Here is a 16,363-nt window from a genome sequence, read left to right on the forward strand (position 1 = left end):
TCTTGACACAAATCAGAGTTAACATTAACTTAACAACTATTCTAATTTTGTTCTCAAACGCAACGTCACTAGTAGGTAAAGGAAAAATGTATTTTAACCACTATTCAATTCAATTTCAGATAAGGCATCAAAATGAATTGTGAACGTTGCGGAAATGAGATTTACCATACACGAGTCCCGCGTACTATTTGGGATAGGCTTTCTAGAGTGAGAGCAAGATACAAATGTAACAAATGTGGCTTTATCTATAAACTGTATCACCGTGAACCTATCCCCTCTAAGCAGCCCTAAATTTTCATATTGATGTATTTGATATCAAGATATTCTTCGATACCTTGATGTCCTCCCTCTCGACCCAAACCTGAAGCTTTAATTCCCCCAAACGGAGCAACCTCGTTTGATATCAAGCCTGTATTAACCCCCACAATGCCATACTCTAATGCTTCTGAGACTCTCCAGATTTTAGACATGTCCTTTGCATAAAAATAAGCCGCAAGTCCGAATTCAGTATCATTGGCTTGTTGAATGACATCTTGTTCATCTTTGAATGAAAACAATGGCGCAATTGGACCAAACGTTTCTTCTTTAGCAATCAGCATCGATTTGTTTACATCGGTCAGTACAGTAGGCTCAAAGAAGTTCCCTTGCTCGTTCACCGACTTTGTCACCTGTTTTCCTCCAACCAATAAAGTTGCGCCTTTGGTGATTGCATCATTGAGATGACTTTGTACTTTATCAATAGCTTTACGGTTGATCAGCGGCCCAATATCAACGCCTTTGTCATCACCGCAACCGACCTTTAACTGCGCAACTAAACTGGCTAATTTTCCAGAAAATTCATGGTATACCGACTCATGTACATAAATACGGTTCGCGCAAACACAGGTTTGTCCAGCATTACGAAACTTACTTTGCAGTGCACCTTTCACGGCTTCATCTATATCTGCATCTTCAAATACAATAAATGGCGCATTTCCCCCTAACTCTAATGACAATTTTTTAACGGTTGGGGCACACTTTGCCATCAATAGTCGGCCAACCTGAGTTGAGCCAGTAAAAGATAGCTTTCTGACAATAGGGCTAGCACATAAAGCTTCACCAATGATTTCCGCATCACCCGTTACCACGTTCAATACTCCAGCAGGAATACCAGCTTGGTCGGCCAGTTCTGCTAAAGCTAATGCTGTTAACGGGGTTTCTGGCGCAGGTTTAACAATCATACTGCACCCAGCAGCTAAAGCCGCTGCCGCTTTACGAGTGATCATCGCAGCAGGAAAATTCCATGGCGTAATGGCAGCGGTCACTCCTACCGCTTGTTTTACAACCATCAAACGGTTTTCAGTATTAGGAGGAGAAAGCAATTCACCTGACACTCGCTTGGCTTCTTCGGCATACCATTTAATAAAAGAAGCAGCATAAGTAATTTCCCCCTTAGCTTCTGCCAAAGGCTTTCCTTGCTCTAAAGTTAACAGCTCTGACAATGAATCTTGATTCTTCAAAATCAATTCATACCAGTTCATTAACGTCTGACTGCGTTCATGGCTAGACTTCTTCGCCCATTGTTTCTGCGCCTTTTCAGAAGAATTAATCGCTAATTGAACCTCTTCCATCCCCATACTGGGTACTGTCGCGACAGGGCTGCCGTCACAGGGATTAGTAATGAGCATTTCTACACCATCATTGGCATCTAACCAACGACCATGAATATAACATTGCTGCTTTAACACCCCTGCGTTACTTTGATCCATTACTTTTCCTCAATGATTTAAAATAATTTTTGTAGATTTTTTAACAACTAACTCTTTTTAGCAACATAAAACTTGGTTACTATACCAACAGGTTTTATTAAAAACTTGATAGTAAGGGCTAAAAAATGAAAGGCTTGCTCAATACCAACCTGAAAAAAAACATCCATATGATTACAACATGTATGGTCGTTGTAGCCCTATTCCCTACCCTCACCTCAGCCAAGACTCCCGTTACTTTAGATATATTTTCTCAAAAATTAAATTTCAACTTACCTGAAAAATGGAAAAAAGTGCATAGAGAAAGCCTGACCAATATGTTCTCAGCAGAGTATATTCCTGAGCATCAGCATTTAAATGAATGGGAAGAGTTGATTTGTATCCAAGGTTTTAAAAACGTCTCAAAGCAGCTTGAACCTGAGATGTTTCTAAATAGTATGGCCGAAAACTATGAGGAAAACTGCCAAGGCGAGGTGATATTTCAACTGATGGGTGATGTAACACACAGTGGTTACAATGGTAGCCATGCGATTTTAGGCTGTACCCGTATGCCTAATACTCACACAATTAAAACAGGAAAAATACAAACCTTCGTATCAAAACCTCAAGGGGAAATTGGTTACTTTACTGTACTAGAAACCAATGACACGCTTATTTTAATGCATAAATCACAACGTGGAAAAGTGTTCAACAGTAAGCAACCACCTTTGACGAGCCAAAACTATCTGTCTTTTGTAGATAGTTTATTCTGACCGCTGTAGACCTCTATATTTCCAAACTGGATTTGATTAAAATCTGAATCCTAGTCAACCTTTCGTGGTGCCTTCACCTTAGGGCACGCCCTAATGAAGGATAATCGGGAAATCGGTGCGCTAACATGCAAATCCGATACTGCCCCCGCAACGGTGATGGTGAAGCTTTTACACAACATGTAATTTCGCTGCATTGGCAAAATTGCCAACATAACCTCAGTCCGGAGACCGGCCCGAATTGGTGATTTCGATGATTTCGGTGGGCAGATCTCGAGATGCGATGCTTTTAAGCTCGTGACGTCCTGCCTCATTTTCTTAATTTTGGATGTGAAAATGAGAACAACTAAAACTCTAGTTAATCGCTCTATCTGCTGTGCTTTATTGTCAGCCTGTGTATTCGTACCTAATACAATGGCGGCTCAATCTGAGCCAGAAATAGATAAACCTCTCGATATTTTTGTGGTAATCGGCAGACGTTTAAATCACGAACTGGACATTGCCAGCAACATTACCACAATTGATCATCAAAACATCATTGCCAGTGGAGCTAAAGACCTAGCCGATTTATTGCGCGGTCAAGCAGGCATTCAGGTCTCAGATTCAAATTCAGGCCCTAGATTTTCAATCCGAGGGTTTACTGGTAGCCAAGCCGCTAACAATACTCTCGTGCTTGTTGATGGTAGACGTTTAAATAGAATTGATATTTCTGCCCCCGATCTTAATGCCATAGCATTAAACCAAATCGAGCGTATAGAGGTGTTATCTGGCAGTGCCGGGGTTCTTTATGGTGATCAAGCGGTCGGTGGCGTCATTAACATCATCACCAAATCACCACAGTCTACTCAAGGTAACCTTCAATTATTAGCCGGTAGCTGGAACCACAAACGGGCGAATGCGAATGTCAGCGGCAAGATTACAGATGCGTGGAGTTACTACTTAAGTGGTCAATACGATAAAAGCGACAATTACCGAGAGCACAATGCCAACAAAACTGGCAATGGGTTAGCGAGAATTGAATATAAAGATGACGCTCAACGATTTTTTGTTGAAGCTAGTCACTCGGATGACAACCGTTTATATGCAGGTGCTCTTACCAAACTAGAGTACAAAGAAAATCCTCGACAAGCCAGCCCTAAGCCACACTTAGCCAATGATTATGGGCATACCATCACTACTGTTCTACGAAGTGGCTGGAGACAGCAATTAGACAAAATTTGGCAAACGGATATCGAGCTAAACTATACCAATTCTGGAAAAACAGGGTTGAGTTTTGGTAATCCATTTCCGATATCACGTGAACAAACAGGGTTGTATTCAAAATTTATTGCCGATTTCCCTGTCAAAGCAGGCAAGATTAACTGGATTATAGGCAGTGACATTACTGTTGGCCGCGCAAACTTTCCTGTACGCAATAGAAAAAACACCCAAACTATGTCAGGAGTTTATACCCAAGCAATAGTGCCATTAAATAAACAACTCAGCTATACCGTCGGTGGGCGCTATGCATCAGTAAAAGATGAGTTAACCGACGGGCAAATCTATAAAAATGGAACTGATTTAAATGCGGATGCGACTGCTGTTGAGCTTGCATTTAACTATCAATTAAACCAGTCAAATCGTCTTTATCTTAGAGGTGAAACCAACTTTAGATTCGCCAAAGTGGACGAGCAAGCTTATACCTCTCCAAACGTGCATGGTTTAAAGCCTCAAACAGGTAAGTCTTATGAAGCTGGTTGGAATTACAGCGGAAGTGATCACAGCCTAAAAATAAACTTATACCGTTTAGACTTGACCGACGAAATCGTATTTGATCCAAGCGCACAACCACCAAGAAGAGGTGGGTTTAACGGAGCCAATGTTAATGCGGATGCCTCCCGCCGTAATGGCGCAGGTATTAATTGGAATTGGCAACTGTTCAGCAATGTTACCCTTGGCGCGGAATACAATTACATCGATGCCAAGTTCACTGAGGGGAAAAATACGGGTAAACACCTTTCTTGGGTAGCGAAGAATAACGCACGTATTAGCAGCCAAATTGATGTTTCCGATAATATCCAGTTTTATCTATCGGCTAACTTTATTGGAAAGCGCTACCTTGAAGGAGATAACGGAAACCTAGGTAAGAAATTACCTAGTTACACCTTGGTTAACTCTGCAATCAATTACACGCTTAACGATTGGCGATTTACCCTGAGTGGTGACAACTTGCTGAATAAAACTTATGTAAGCTCAGGCTTTTATAGCAAATTTGGTAGCGGTTTTTATATTGGTAACGGCCGTAATGTCAATTTGAGTGTCAATTATCAGTTCTAATCTACATTGCTAATGTCTATGCCTGTTCACAACAGCAGGCATAGTCTTGTTTAAATTATCAGCACCCGTTTCTTTAATTAGACAAAAGTGGAAGTTTTGTAATAGCAACTCCTTTATACTGTTCTTGTGTTAATAGATGCGACAAATCCGGTGTATTAGTAAGTGGCGGCTAGCTGTTCGCTGTTTCTGAAAGGATTATGGACAGTAGTATGACAGACATTGAGCAAATCATTTTTTCTCAGATAAAATCAATCATCGCTAACGAAGAACTTCTAATTGGTCGTCGCGGTGTTTTGATACCACTAAAAAAAGCCATTATCGCCGATGGTGATATTCAAAATATCATCGATATTGTGATCAGTGATCCTTCACTCTCAGCGCATATATTATGGCGTACTCAATTGGCGCACCATGAAACGTCTATCCAGAGTAAACCTAAGACCATCAAAGAAGCACTGGTACGCTTAGGTCAGGTCAACATATATCGATATGCGTTTTCGTTTTATCTAAAAGAGTTGTTCGATGAATTGTCTCAACCTTACAAAAAATTAGTCAAAGGCTACTGGCAGCTTACTGAAAGTATTGCCGAAGAATCGATTTTATTACTGCACGAAATGCATGACTCAAAAATCGACAGTGATGAACTTCAAACTATTTGCTTATTCAGTGTATTTGGTCAAATCATTGCACTTACTTCGTTTGCTCGCTTAGAGCTCGATTTGAAAAAACCAATTCCATTACCTTTTGTGAAAAACATTATTGATGAACATCAACAGTCATTAACAATTGAAGCGTTTAAGACCTTGGGTTTAGATGAAGAATTGCAACGAGAATTTATGATCGCCCATAATTTACAAGAATCAGAGCAACTTGAATCTGCAGGATTGGTTTTACGACGTGTTTTGAGCAAAAAGAAACTGCTTTTAAATCCACTTTAATATCACTTAAGGCTTATTTCGCTTCGGAAATAAGCCTTACTGAATGTCTCTTTCTACTTTAATAAGCCAGAGTTTAGCCCTTTACTGTCTTTACGCCATCAGGTGAGCCAACCAACAATACATCAGCACCGCGATGAGCAAATAAACCGTTAGTTACCACGCCTACTATGCTATTGATTTGTTCTTCTAACTTTTTCGGCTCCATGATTTTTAAGTTATACACATCTAAAATCACATTGCCATTATCAGTGATCACACCTTCACGATAAACCGGATCACCACCTAATTTAACTAACTCACGAGCCACGTACGAACGAGCCATAGGGATCACTTCAACAGGAAGTGGGAACTCACCTAAAATATCAACTTCTTTAGTGTTATCAACGATACATACAAATTTATCAGCGACTGCAGCCACGATTTTTTCACGAGTCAAAGCTGCCCCACCGCCTTTGATCATGTCCATGTGACCATTGATCTCATCCGCACCATCAACATACACAGAAAGGTTATCAACGGTGTTTAAGTCGAACACCGGAATACCCAGAGCTTTCATTTTTTCAGTCGACGCTTCAGAGCTCGATACCGCACCTTCAATGTCAGCTTTCATGGTCGCAAGTGCATCAATAAAATGGTTAACAGTTGAGCCTGTACCAACCCCCACAATTGAATCTTTTTCAACGTATTCTAGAGCTGCCCAGCCAGCTGCTTTTTTCATTTCATCTTGGGTCATATTCGCCACGCTTAATCAATGGATTTTGCGACATATTATACGCCACTTAATGCAAAAAAGTGTCGATGATTTAACATTATCTGAATTTGATAAACTAATGATGAGTCAGTAGGATAACCACAAATCAGCATTTGAAATAAGGATGACCAATGGCTGGAGCAAGTCTGCTAACCCTACTTGATGATATCGCCACAATTTTGGATGATGTTTCGGTAATGAGTAAAGTCGCCGCAAAGAAAACCGCGGGGGTTTTGGGTGACGACTTAGCGCTAAATGCCGAACAAGTATCAGGCGTAGCATCAGAACGTGAGCTTCCTGTTATTTGGGCAGTCGCCAAAGGCTCCTTAAAAAATAAATGCATTCTTGTTCCCGCCGCTCTTCTCATCAGCGCATTTATTCCATGGGCAATTATGCCCCTTCTCCTTTGTGGCGGTTTATTTCTTTGTTTTGAAGGCATCGAAAGCACTTACCACAAACTCACCTCAAAGAAAGCCTCCGCAGAAGACTCAAATGAGCCTGAACTTGAAACGGAACAAGAGCGCCAAGCTTATGAAGTCAAAAAAATCAAAGGTGCAATCCGGACTGACTTTGTTCTTTCAGCCGAAATCATTGCCATAACATTAGGCGTTGTCGCAGAGCAGAGTTTGATCACCCAAGCTTCTACGCTCGCCATTATTGCTCTTTTGATGACCATAGGTGTTTACGGGTTCGTGGCGCTTATTGTTCGGATGGATGATGGTGGTGTTTATTTGTTGCAAAAACACAACCAAGGCAAGTTAGGAAAAGGGGCAAAACTGCTTGGATTAGCACTGTTGAATACCGCCCCTAGATTAATGAAAATTCTTACCATCATTGGCACATTAGCCATGTTTCTTGTGGGTGGCGGCATTGTTGATCATAGCCTGCATGTTCTTGAGTTCTTGAAGTTGACTCAATTTGATTGGTTTATTGTGCCGCATTTATTGCAACTCGTAATTGGCGTTATCGCAGGCTTGATCACTGTCGGTATTGTTACCTTATTGTCGAAAGCTAAGCGTTCGTTAGGAAGTAAAAATGATTAAAGGATCATGTCTTTGTGGCTGCATCACTTATTCCACCAGCAGCCCTTTAGGTGATGGTGAAATTTGTCACTGCGTTCAATGTCGGAAATCTACAGGTTATGCACTCGCTTCAACTTCAGTTCCGCTAGATTCATTAACCATTGCAGGAGAAGAATATCTAAGCTGGTATCATTCATCAGAAAAAGCCAGACGCGGTTTTTGCTCTAAGTGCGGCTCTACACTCTTTTTTGATCCTATCGATAAAAACAAACACGATTGGATCAGCATTGCTTTAGGCAGTATTGATGGAGGCACAGGCTGTACCATCAAATTACATATCTTCACCGCAGAAAAAGGTGATTATTACGATATTCTTGATGGTGCGCGTCAGAATTTATATTAGGTTCCACAAAACGTCTGATATTGAGCATCATATTCAGAGTCGGCTTGTTGATACACTTTACTGACTTCTGAGTCAGTATAAGGTTGCTTTAATACATTAAGAAAAGCCAACAACGGCTCAATATTATTATTGTCTTCATACTCAGCTAACACTTGCTCAACCTGATGGTTTCTTGGAATAACGACAGGATTAACTTGTCTCATATGAGCTTGAATATCCTCCAATGAGTGATTACTAGCTTTCAATCTTTGATACCAAGTTGAGTAAGCATCACCCAATGACTTACTTATTTTCTGCTCTGATTCTTCACAATTTAGGGAACGAGTGAGTAAAGTAAAGGTTTGCGTGTAATCAAGCTGTTGTTGGTACATGGCCTGAGTTATTTTCTCAATCAGAGTGTTATCTTGTTCTTGAGTTTCCAATAAACCTAGCTTATTCGACATCATAGCAAAATAAGCCTGTTCAAATTTGGATTGGAATTGATTTAACGCGTGTTGAAGTGGTTCTAATCGGGAAACTTCATTATCCAACACCAACAAGCTTTCGGCTAATTTTGCCATGTTCCAGTGAGCAATCTTAGCTTGGTTGCCAAACGCATAACGCCCTCGGCGATCAATCGAGCTATAAACGGTTTCTGGGTCATATGTTCCAAGCATGGCACACGGACCAAAGTCGATGGTTTCTCCCGATATTGCAGTGTTATCAGTATTCATCACTCCATGAATGAAACCCACTCTCAGCCACTCGACAATAAGCTCAATTTGCTTATTCATAATCGCTTCAAATAAAGCACAAATGGAATCACCGTCTGTTTGTTGAACTTCTGGAAAATGTCGATTTATCACATAATCACACAAAGACTGAAGTGTAGCTTTGTCTTGCTGAGCCGCTATAAATTGGAACGTCCCTACTCGTATGTGACTGCTTGCAATTCGAGTAACGATTGCACCTTGGTGTACTCTCTGGCGATAAACAGGCTCCCCCGTTAACACCACAGACAAGCAGCGGGTGGTTGGAACACCTAAAGCAAACATGGCTTCACTCATTAAATATTCACGCAGTGCTGGGCCTATGGCACACAATCCATCTCCACCACGGGAAAATGGTGTCGCTCCAGATCCTTTAAGCTGAATATCTTTTCTCGTGCCATCACTATCAATCAGTTCACCGAGTAAATGAGCTCTACCATCACCCAATTGAGGATTGTAGTGACCAAACTGATGACCCGCATAGGCTAATGCTATTGGCTCAGAGCCTTCTAGTAACTCATTACCTGAAAAGTACTGTGCGCGCTTTGACTCCTGCAATTCAGACAATCCAAGCTGCTCATCTAACGAATCATTCCATAAAAGTAATTTGGGATTACTAACCGGTTTAGATTGAGTTTTTACAAAAAATCGTTCACCTAATTGAAGGTAACTGTTATCAAATTGCATAGTTTATTATTGTCGAAATAAAGATAGAGTCTGTAATGATTCTAACTTATAGCCATAAAAAAAGCCCCTGTAATAGCAGAGGCTCTAGAGGTTTAATTATTGGGTTACTTGATGTCAAAACCCGTTAAACCAAGGAAGTTGTACTTACCTGCACTATCGTCACCTCTAGCATCTTTAGTTTCTTCATAGATGTATTGATCTAGATAATCTAATCCATCTTCAGTTACTTTAAAGCGGTTAAGGGTGAAAGTTTGAAAGGCACCAAGCACATAAACATACTTATCATCAGGCGATACCCACATTTCCTTGGTATCACCACTTGGCGTATTGTCACCACGAGCTTCATAAGGAAGCGTCTTGTTCATGCTACCGTCAGTGTTAATCGAAAATGGTGTAACCACGTTCGCACCGAAGCTTGAAACATACAAACGTGTTCCATCAGGGTTCAATACCGTCCAGCACGCTTCATCGTGTTGATTAGCTTCACCTGTATTACCACTTTCCATCATAGTAACTTCTGTGTCAGCCACCTTTAAAACCGTAAGACCATGATCAGATAAGCTGTTAATCAAATTAAAGTTACTGGCATGAATAACGTCATTCACACCTTTAGCGAAGTTGATGCCGATGGTTCCCGCCACGCCTTCCTTCTCAAAATGACGTACGTTTGAAACTTCACCATTTTCCGCATCAAAGTTATAAACGTATACGCGGCTTGGTTTTTGTTCAGCAAGTAGAGGAGTATCTGTACTGAAATGTGCGATCCCCCAAGTGGCTACCGCTAAGCGAGTGCCATCATCACTAAAGGTCACTGTTGTTGGGCCACCATTTTCACGATTATAGCTATCCATAAAATCGCCATCATCACGAACTAAGGCACCATTTGAGCTATCGAAGCTAAATAGCACAATGTTCCTTACTGCATCAGAAGGATCGGCAGCGGTTAAATCACCCTCGAAGAAAGCATTGTTTGGATACCTTTCAATATCATCACCTGACTTTTGAATATTCGGGTTATTCCATTGGTTACCAACCACGACCCAGTACTCGTCTTCACTTTCTGTTTTTTTAGTAAAGCCAATACTCACAGGGCGTTCACCACCAGAACCAACGCTTTGCATAAAGGCTAAATCACCAGTACTTCTGTTAAGCTTAAAAACGGAAATACTATTTCCACCGGCATTGGTTGCTAATAGATAATCACCAATGATTTGTACTGCACCTTGTGAGTCAAAATCACCGTGAGCATCACCACCAGCACCGACATTAGCACCACCTTTACCACTGGTGGAGTACACTTTTTCATTACCTAAGGTGCCGTCATCATATCGGCTTAATTGCATTACTTGGTTGATGCCCTCACCATTTGTAGTGGTATAGATAAAACCGACAGGCTGTTTTTCAACTTTTTTATCGTTGTCACTGCCACAACTTACGATGAAAACAGAGAGAGAGAGGGCTATTAAGCTTTTATAAAGCCTAGAGGCAAATGAACGTTCCATGTTAATACTTCCTTATTAATACAGCTACTGCAATGAATAAGGTATAGGTAACAGTTATGGTCTTGTCAAAATTGATAAAATGCTTGTGCCGTTACCACTGCCGACAAAGGCTTATCCCAAGCTTCGATAGGAAGCGCATCCACTTTCTGGCATTCATGAGCATAGCCAATTACTTTTAAAAACGGTTTAGACTCTAAATAAGCCAGAGTGCGATCGTAATAGCCTCCTCCCATGCCCATTCGATTTCCTTGCTCATCAAAAGCCACTAATGGAGTAATAATCGCATCAAGTTGTTCGACAGGTAACACCTTATTACAAGCCAATTCAGGCTCTTCGATGCCAAATTTGTTGAGCTTCATGGGTGTAGAGTTCTGATACTCCAGAAATAATAAATGCCCTTGAGTAAACGGGTGCAATACAGGTAAGAAGGTTTTTACCCCAGATTGCCATAATTTTTGTATCAAGGGCATAGTATCAAGCTCGCCATCAAAGCTGAGATATAAAGCCACAGACTGACATTGCTGTTTAATAAGTTGAGATAACAGTATTTCTGAGGCTTGCTCAGCAAACATTTTTTGATGAGGTTGAGAGATTTGACGTCTTTGATTGCGAATTTGATGACGAAGTCGATTTCGCGCTGAAGTGTTATCCATAACTTAACCTAGAACAAGATACGAATAAGGCGCTCAATGCGCCTTATTGTGATGGGGTATTTAAACTGAGAAGCTTGCACCACAACCACACGTTGTAGTGGCATTCGGGTTTTTCACATAGAATCGAGAACCTTCAAGGCCTGAAGTATAATCCACTTCCCCACCAATCAAATATTGCAAACTCATAGGGTCTACAACTAGCAATACACCTTGCTTCTCAACGGTGAAATCACCTTCGTTTTGTTTTTCATCAAAGGTAAACCCGTACTGGAATCCTGAACACCCACCACCAGTAACATAAACTCGCAGTTTTAATGCAGGGTTTTCTTCCTCTTCTAGCAGCTCTTTTACCTTGCTGGCTGCGGCATCAGTAAATTGAATAGGTAATGCATCGCTTTCTGGCTGCGGTTCATTGCTTTGTTGTTCTTGTGTTTCTTGTTGAACCACTTGTGGCTGTTCTTTTTCAACTGTTCCAGCAGCATCAGTAAATTGCGTCATGATTACCTCTTTAAATACTTTCTCTATTAATTATCTAATGCCTTAGTAATTCATTCAAGTATTATTGGGAACCTTCAGGATCAGCAAGTAATTTATTAATATCAAAACTACGCTCTGTTTCTTCCGCTTTGCTCCAACGACTAGCTGGCACTTTCACTTTTACTCGTAATTGCTTCCAATTAACGCCTTTAGGTAAGTCGAGTCGAGCTTGTAACGATTGGAAAAATCTAAAACGAAATTTGAAATCATTTTTTGTCAGCTGATTGATAGATTGCTTGATCTCTTTGCCATTTTTTTCACCAATAAGTGTCAATTCAGCATAACCTGTGAGTGAAGAACGACGCTTTTTAAGTTGGGTTAAGATCAAATTTAACTCATATCCTTCACTGGCGACCGTTTTATCTAGCCTCAAATCATAAATACTGATCCCTTGAGCACTGGTTTCTGGAGCCATGATGCTACGGTAGAACGCCAATTCTCTTTCTATATCGGCTTGTGATGCCTGCTTTTTTGCAAACATATTTCGTAGATTTTGGTTCGATTGATGAGCGATACTGAGCTCTAAATTACGTTGAGCCAACTCTTGAGACTGAGTATTTAATTTATTTTTGAGCTCTTTAATCTCAGCATTTCCTTGTTTGGGAACAGGTGAAAGTTGTTCGTAATAAAAATAACTTGCTCCCCCCGCCACAAAAGCCAATAAAACCACTAAAAATACATAGCGATTTATGGGAAAATAATTTTGTTCAAATTTTCGCAAGCGATCTTGCCTGCGTTCCGATCTCGACATGATTTTTATTACCCTTTGGAGCCATTGGATAGGTGCATTCTACAATAAAAAAATTGCTGAATACGCAAAGTTGTTCAAAAGCTTTGGAATATTTTTCTAGCGACTTCAGGGATTTGCTTTCAGGAAGCAAAACCAACGTTCAATTGTGCCTCCTAGCATTAGCTTTTGCGATTGTCGCTTCAAGTGTCATCATCCTATTCCGTTGGCTGTTACAAACGTCATTCGAAATCACTGAACTGAGACATTCAGACTTTGTAGCTGATTTGGCTGATTGGCGCAGTTACTTGCCTTTATTAGGTGTCCTACTTATTTGGCTTACTGCTCGTCTTGCCTCTCGTCGATATAAGCAAATGGGTATTGCCTATGTACTGCATCGATACAAGTTACATTATGGAAAAATCCCACTTCAATCGGCCCCAAGTCAATTTTTACAAGCACTATTTGCACTTGCTACTAATTTCTCTGTAGGACGAGAAGGTCCAGCAATTCATCTAGGTGCGGTTAGCGCCAGTGTCATAGCGCAAAAGTTTAACCTTCCAGACAACAGTGTCAGGATTCTGAGCGCCAGTGGTGTTGCAGCTGGTATTGCCGCAACTTTTAACGCTCCTTTAGCGGCGGTGATCTTTGTATTTGAAGTGATCATTAGAGAATATCGAATTCATTACTTCTTCCCCATTTTAATTTCTGCCGTTTGCGGTGCGCTGAGTAGCCAGCTGGTATTTGGTGATATTCATGAATTCGGCGCAATTAATATCAATGATATGCCACTAGGTCTTTACCCAACGTTATTAGCCGATGGTTTGTTACTTGGCTGCTTTGCTGCACTATTGAACTCATCGTTACTGAAAATAACTGAAATCAGCCAAAAGTGGCCTTTATTTCCCAAATTGCTGTTAGCTGGTGTTATCACGACCGCCGTTGGAATTATGGTTCCACAAGCATTAGGCAGTGATGGATTAGCCATAACTACTGCAATTGACGATTCAGTTGGCCTCACTTTTCTATTTGCTATTTTATTTGCAAAAACCATAGCAACGGTAAGCGCAATTGGGCTCGGAATTCCTGGTGGGCTTATCGGCCCTCTTTATGGAATTGGTGCTGTACTCGGAGCAATTTTGGCCGGAATCAATGTCTATTTATTTCCTGAAAGTGCACCTTATGTTGGCTTATATACCATTATCGGCATGACAGTTATGATGGGCGTATGCTTAAACGCACCTTTAGCGGCATTAGTGGCGCTTTTAGAACTCACGAATGACGCGAATATTCTTCTTCCTGCCATGTTCGTAATGATCCCAGCCTTTTTATTGGCATTCCAAGGTTTTAATTGCCGATCAATATTACTAAGGCAATTGGACTTGATGGGACTAGGTTACCGAGTTCCGCCTCTCAACTTAGGGTTGCAAAAACGAGGTGTACGAGCAGTAATGGAAAAACAAATCAAGGTTATTGATGAAAGCCTACTACAACAAATGAGTACTTCCCATGAAAATGAGCAAAAAGTACTGGTAAGGACAGTTGATGGTGACATTCACATTTTACAAGCTTCAGATAATAACTCTGAAGAGCTAATGCTCTCATCAGCCCCTTTGAAAATACTACCTGATACTGCAACTCTTGATGATGCTTATAAATTACTAGCACCAATGCGTACAGGAGAAATCACCATTTACCAAAAAGATCCTCACAATATTGTTGGATTGATCAGCTGGAAAATGATTTATAAAGAAGTTCGTAAAGGTCATGTTTAACTGGCTTTTATACTATATTTTATTGAAAGCATTTGACTGAGTCATGTTTCCATGGATTTAGGAGACTACACAAATGAAATCACCTAACAAATCGGTTTTGAGTACATCGACGATGTTGGGGATTCTAAGAGATATGGCAAATGGCTTACGGAATATATTAGCCGAAGCCAAACTGAGTATTCCTCTATGTATTTTGGCTTTGTTTTTTGCGCTCTTTGCCTCAGGTGTGATCATCTCTTTTCGCTGGCTAATAACCAACACCTTTGAGTTTACTCGGCTTACCACTGATGACTTTAATGCTGACTTCACTGATTGGCGAGTTTATCTTCCTATACTCGGTGCTCTGTTGATATGGGGCATCGCTCATTTAACGGCAAAGCAATATCGACGTATGGGGATTGCTTTTGTCATGCATCGTTTCAAGATGTTTTACGGCAAAATTCCATTCCAAACAGGCATTGGTCAATTTTTTCAAGCGCTCACTTCATTAGTCACTAATTTCTCAGTGGGAAGTGAAGGCCCTGCAATTCATATTGCAGCAGTCAGCGCCAGTGCTATGGCCGAGAAGTTTCGTTTGCCTGACAACAGCGTAAGAATTATTTGTGCCAGCGGTATTGCAGCAGGTATAGCTGCCACGTTTAACTCACCCCTTGCTGCGGTAATTTTTGTATTTGAAGTCGTTATTCGTGAATACCGTTTGCATTACTTCTTCCCTATTCTACTTTCTGCTGTCATTGGTGCTCTTACTAGCCGCTTAGTCTTTGGTAATTTCCAAGAGTTTGCTGGTATTGATTTAGTTCATTTTCCCATAGCACTCTATCCATTGTTATTTATTGGCGGGATTTTATTAGGCTGTTATGTCGCTCTCTTTAGCAAAAGTTTGCTTAAATTGACCAAAATCAACAAGCAATGGCCTCTAAGAAAAAAACTATTATTGGCAGGCTTACTTACAGCTCTAATTGGCGTATTTGTCCCTGAGGCACTAGGTTCTATGGACTTAGCTATTCATACTGCAGTTGATCACCAGTTGGGCCTTTTTATTTTAGCTACTGTGCTTATTGCTAAATCATTAGCCACGATTGTTGCGCTCGGTTTAGGTATCCCTGGTGGAATCATTGGTCCTCTATTTGGAATTGGCGCTTTATTTGGGGCAATTCTAGCCACTTTTAGTATTTTAATTTCTCCTGATACCGCGCAGTACTATGGGCTTTATGTTGCCATAGGAATGACCGTAATGATGGGTGTAACATTAAGTGCTCCACTTGCTGCGCTGGTAACATTGCTTGAGCTGACACCCGATGCAAATATCATTTTACCAGCCATGTTTGTGATCACTCCCGCCTACTTAGTCGCATTTAAGGTGCTGAAGTCTCAGTCATTATTTATCGAACAAATGAATATTATGGGATTAGAACATTTCGTCCCCGCTAAAAACCAAGCTTTACAAAAAGTTGGCGTCAGAGCGGTGATGAGTCAGGATTTCATCATCATTGAGAGCGAAAAAGAGGTTTCACCAACCATATACGAAGAAAAGTCTGTCTCAACCGTAATCAGTCAAAAGAGTGAGGGAACATTTACTCATCATCTAGGAGCACTAGCAGCAGAAGATATGACTCAGATCGACACCCAAAAAATTGCCCTTGTGCCTGATACAGCAACCCTCGATGAAGTGTATAACCACATAGGCCATAAAAAAGCTGGAGAAGTGGCCATCTATGAACAAGATGAAACCAGAATCGTTGGTATAATTTCTTGGAAAATGCTAGAAAAGCAGATAGGTAAAGAAAATTTATAACGCCTAATATCAAA

General features: G+C 40.8%; 14 protein-coding genes and 1 riboswitch. Of the genes, 7 read left to right on the forward strand and 7 right to left on the reverse strand.

All coding sequences use genetic code 11. The features are described from left to right. Positions 1-287 precede the first annotated feature (287 nt). A complete protein-coding gene (locus tag E2H97_RS14035) occupies positions 288-1,748 on the reverse strand; it encodes an NAD-dependent succinate-semialdehyde dehydrogenase (RefSeq protein WP_133407713.1) in 1,461 nt (486 codons plus the stop codon). A gap of 125 nt (positions 1,749-1,873) precedes the next feature. Between E2H97_RS14035 and E2H97_RS14040 the strand changes: the two genes are divergently transcribed. The 3 genes from E2H97_RS14040 (at position 1,874) to E2H97_RS14050 (ending at position 5,748) form a co-directional block, all read left to right on the forward strand. Continuing rightward, positions 1,874-2,497 (forward strand): hypothetical protein, encoded by a 624-nt coding sequence (locus E2H97_RS14040; RefSeq protein WP_133407714.1) that lies wholly within the window; start codon positions 1,874-1,876, stop codon positions 2,495-2,497. Positions 2,498-2,544: 47 nt separating this feature from the next. Next, a riboswitch (cobalamin riboswitch) is annotated at positions 2,545-2,748 on the forward strand. Positions 2,749-2,830: 82 nt separating this feature from the next. After that, complete coding sequence (locus E2H97_RS14045; protein WP_133407715.1) at positions 2,831-4,810, forward strand: TonB-dependent receptor; 1,980 nt, start codon at positions 2,831-2,833, stop codon at positions 4,808-4,810. A gap of 209 nt (positions 4,811-5,019) precedes the next feature. After that, positions 5,020-5,748: an HDOD domain-containing protein gene (locus E2H97_RS14050; protein WP_133407716.1), complete on the forward strand. Its 729-nt coding sequence runs from the start codon at positions 5,020-5,022 to the stop codon at positions 5,746-5,748. Between the two features lie 73 nt (positions 5,749-5,821). Here E2H97_RS14050 and rpiA read toward each other — a convergent pair whose 3' ends face one another. Continuing rightward, positions 5,822-6,481, reverse strand: a complete 660-nt coding sequence (gene rpiA, locus E2H97_RS14055; protein ID WP_133407717.1) for a ribose-5-phosphate isomerase RpiA — start codon at positions 6,479-6,481, stop codon at positions 5,822-5,824. A gap of 149 nt (positions 6,482-6,630) precedes the next feature. Between rpiA and E2H97_RS14060 the strand changes: the two genes are divergently transcribed. After that, a complete protein-coding gene (locus tag E2H97_RS14060; protein WP_133407718.1) occupies positions 6,631-7,542 on the forward strand; it encodes a DUF808 domain-containing protein in 912 nt (303 codons plus the stop codon). Beyond that, on the forward strand, positions 7,535-7,924 hold the full coding sequence (locus E2H97_RS14065) for a GFA family protein (RefSeq protein ID WP_133407719.1): 390 nt from the start codon (positions 7,535-7,537) through the stop codon (positions 7,922-7,924). The genes E2H97_RS14060 and E2H97_RS14065 overlap by 8 nt, the downstream gene beginning before the upstream one ends. On the opposite strand, the gene E2H97_RS14070 is transcribed toward E2H97_RS14065, so the two are convergent. The 5 genes from E2H97_RS14070 to E2H97_RS14090 all read right to left on the reverse strand — a co-directional run bounded on the left by E2H97_RS14070 (position 7,921) and on the right by E2H97_RS14090 (position 12,803). Beyond that, positions 7,921-9,360: a protein adenylyltransferase SelO gene (locus tag E2H97_RS14070; protein WP_133407720.1), complete on the reverse strand. Its 1,440-nt coding sequence runs from the start codon at positions 9,358-9,360 to the stop codon at positions 7,921-7,923. The genes E2H97_RS14065 and E2H97_RS14070 overlap by 4 nt on opposite strands. 104 nt (positions 9,361-9,464) lie before the next feature. Next, positions 9,465-10,862, reverse strand: coding sequence for a beta-propeller fold lactonase family protein (locus E2H97_RS14075; protein WP_133407721.1), 1,398 nt, complete (start codon positions 10,860-10,862; stop codon positions 9,465-9,467). 65 nt (positions 10,863-10,927) lie between these two features. Then, entirely contained in the window at positions 10,928-11,515 is a 588-nt protein-coding gene (locus tag E2H97_RS14080; protein ID WP_133407722.1) for a 5-formyltetrahydrofolate cyclo-ligase, read from the reverse strand. A gap of 60 nt (positions 11,516-11,575) precedes the next feature. Then, positions 11,576-11,962 (reverse strand): iron-sulfur cluster insertion protein ErpA, encoded by a 387-nt coding sequence (gene erpA / locus E2H97_RS14085; RefSeq protein WP_133408655.1) that lies wholly within the window; start codon positions 11,960-11,962, stop codon positions 11,576-11,578. Between the two features lie 112 nt (positions 11,963-12,074). Beyond that, on the reverse strand, positions 12,075-12,803 hold the full coding sequence (locus E2H97_RS14090; RefSeq protein WP_133407723.1) for a DUF6776 family protein: 729 nt from the start codon (positions 12,801-12,803) through the stop codon (positions 12,075-12,077). Positions 12,804-12,835: 32 nt separating this feature from the next. On the opposite strand from E2H97_RS14090, the gene E2H97_RS14095 reads away from it, so the two are divergent. Next, the gene (locus E2H97_RS14095; protein ID WP_133407724.1) at positions 12,836-14,554 is read left to right on the forward strand and encodes a chloride channel protein; all 1,719 of its coding nucleotides are present in this window, start codon (positions 12,836-12,838) and stop codon (positions 14,552-14,554) included. 73 nt (positions 14,555-14,627) lie between these two features. Beyond that, positions 14,628-16,349 carry a chloride channel protein gene (locus tag E2H97_RS14100; protein ID WP_133407725.1) on the forward strand — a complete coding sequence of 574 codons (1,722 nt, stop codon included), beginning with the start codon at positions 14,628-14,630 and terminating at the stop codon, positions 16,347-16,349. The last annotated feature ends 14 nt before the right edge of the window (positions 16,350-16,363 follow it).

It is taken from the genome of Parashewanella tropica (assembly GCF_004358445.1).
GTDB classification, from domain to species: Bacteria; Pseudomonadota; Gammaproteobacteria; order Enterobacterales; family Shewanellaceae; genus Parashewanella; species Parashewanella tropica.